This is a genomic window from Nocardia sp. NPDC003345, assembly GCF_053589395.1.
The window spans coordinates 1-2,166 of sequence record NZ_JBSFRU010000544.1; the positions used below are offsets into that span (position 1 = coordinate 1).

Annotated in this window: 2 protein-coding genes; both read right to left on the minus strand. The window is 67.9% G+C overall.

Annotation, left to right across the window (positions count from 1 at the left end; genetic code table 11):
- Positions 1 to 979, minus strand: a 979-nt coding sequence (locus tag ACWDU1_RS31805) for a histidine kinase dimerization/phospho-acceptor domain-containing protein (protein ID WP_450004121.1), incomplete at its 3' end; no start/stop codon positions are given.
- Positions 976 to 1,701 (minus strand): response regulator transcription factor, encoded by a 726-nt coding sequence (locus ACWDU1_RS31810; RefSeq protein WP_450004122.1) that lies wholly within the window; start codon positions 1,699 to 1,701, stop codon positions 976 to 978. The genes ACWDU1_RS31810 and ACWDU1_RS31805, both read right to left, overlap by 4 nt.
- Positions 1,702 to 2,166 lie beyond the last annotated feature (465 nt).

Consider the following 2,166-nt stretch of genomic DNA (forward strand, 5'->3'; position numbering starts at 1 on the left):
GGCCGGGATAGTGGCGCATCGCGTCGTGCGCGGCCTGATCGCACAACTCGGCGATATCGGTGTCGATATGGTCGCGTTCGGAGGTCAGGTCACCGGAGGCCAGGCGTTCCAGCGCCGCCAATGTGGTCTCCACCCGGCCCTGGCTGCGCTGCAGGTCGCCGAGGATCTCGGTGCGCTGGGCCTCGTCCAGATCGAGGGTCGCCAGCACTTCCAGATCGGTACGCATCGCGGTGAGCGGAGTGCGCAGCTCATGTGCCGAAACGGCGGCGAAATCGCGGGCCGTCTCCAGCGCCGCGGCGGTATCGGCCTGGGCCTGGTCGACCCGGCGCAGCATGGTGTTCACCGCTTCGGCCAGCTGCTCGGCCTCCAGCACACCCGAACTGTCCACCGGTTCCGGGGTGGCGTCGCGGTATCCGGTACGGGCCCCGACCTGCCGGGTGAGCACCATGATCGGCCGGACCGCCCGGCCGCCGAACAGCCAGCCCAACCCCGCCGAGGCCGCGATCGCCAGCAAGCCGCCCACCAGCACCCAGCGCTGCTGAGCGGCCGTCGCCTCGGCCGCCTCGGTGGCCGGGATACCCAGCGATACCGTCCGCCCCGCGGGCTGATTCTCCGTCGTCGTCAGCACCCGGTACGGAGTCCCGTCCACATCGACGGTGCGCGAACCCGGTTCCAGCTCCGGTAAGCGCGTGGAACTCGAGGCGACCACCGCCCCGTCGTTGCGGACGGTCAGCGCCATATCGCGGTCGGGACCCACCAGGTTCACCACCCCCACCGCGATCACCGGGTCGATCACCACCAGCCTCGACGCGATCCGCAACTGCTGATCGGTCTGCTGCTGATTGTTGCGTTCGATCGCCGGCACCGCGATGGCACTCACGATCGCGACGATGAGCACCGCCCCCGCCGCGGCCGCCCCGGCGACCCGGGTCCGCAGCGAATACGAACGTCGGCGCCGCCCGGAACCGGCCTCGCTCACTTCGTTTCCCGCAGCACGAACCCCACACCGCGGATGGTGTGCAGCAGCCGCGGCGTCCCGTCGATCTCCAGCTTCCGGCGCAGATAACCGACGAAAACATCCACCACATTGGTATCGGCGGCGAAATCGTAGCCCCACACCAGTTCGAGCAACCGCTCCCGGCTCAGCACCACACCCGCGTTACGCGCCAGCGTGGACAACAATTCGAACTCCCGCTTGGTCAGCTCGATCTCCTGCCCGTTCACCAGCGCCCGGTAACCGGCGGTATCCACCTGCAAAGGCCCCACGGTGATGGTGTCCGGCGCCTCCGCTGCCGCCGGAGTATCGGTACGCCGCCGCAACAGCGCCTTGATCCGCGCCACCAACTCCGCCAGCACAAACGGTTTGACCAGGTAGTCGTCTGCCCCCGACTCCAGCCCCGCGATCCGGTCACCCACCGAACTACGCGCGCTCAGCACACAGATCGGCACCTCGTTCCCCATGGCCCGCAAAGCGGTCACCACGCCCGCGCCGTCCAGCACCGGCATGTTCATATCCAGGACGATGGCGTCCGGAGACCGCTCGGACACCGCGCGGAGGGCAGCGGCACCGTCCCGGGCGATGCTGACCTCGAAACCGGACAGACGCAGGCCACGCTCGACGGACGCGAGGACGTCCTCGTCGTCGTCGACAACGAGTACGGCGGGAGTGGAGGTCCGATCTGTCACGGGTTCATTCTGCATGGGGGCGGGGGTGGTGGGGGGTAGGGCGGAGGGGTGGGGTTGCTGGTGGGGTGGGGGAGGTGGCTTCGCTCATGGGGGTGGGAGTGGCTTGCCGGTGAGGTGAGGAGGTGACCTCGGTTGTGGGGTGGGGTTGCCCGTCGAGGTGAGGACGTGAGCTCGGTCGTGACGGTTAGGAGGTGACCCCACTCGCCGAGGTGAGGATGCGACGCCGGTCGTGACGGTGGGGTGGTGGGCTTGCTCGTCAAGGTGGGGAAGTCAAGGTGGGGAAGGTGAGCTTGCTCGCCAAGGTGAGTAGGTGAGCTTGCTCGCCGAGATGAGTAGGTGAGCTTGCTCGCGAAGGTGGGAAGGTGACCTTTCTCGTCAAGGTATGAAGGTGACCTCACTCGTCAAGGGTCTGTGTTTATTGGCGCGGCTTCGCCGCGCGGGGTTCGGCCCTCTGAGCGTCTGCTGTCAGCAGATCGGAAG

Excerpts from the sequence above, each read along its gene's own strand:
- ACWDU1_RS31810 (WP_450004122.1), bottom strand. The coding sequence starts at position 1,701 with ATGCAGAATGAACCCGTGACAGATCGGACCTCCACTCCCGCCGTACTC.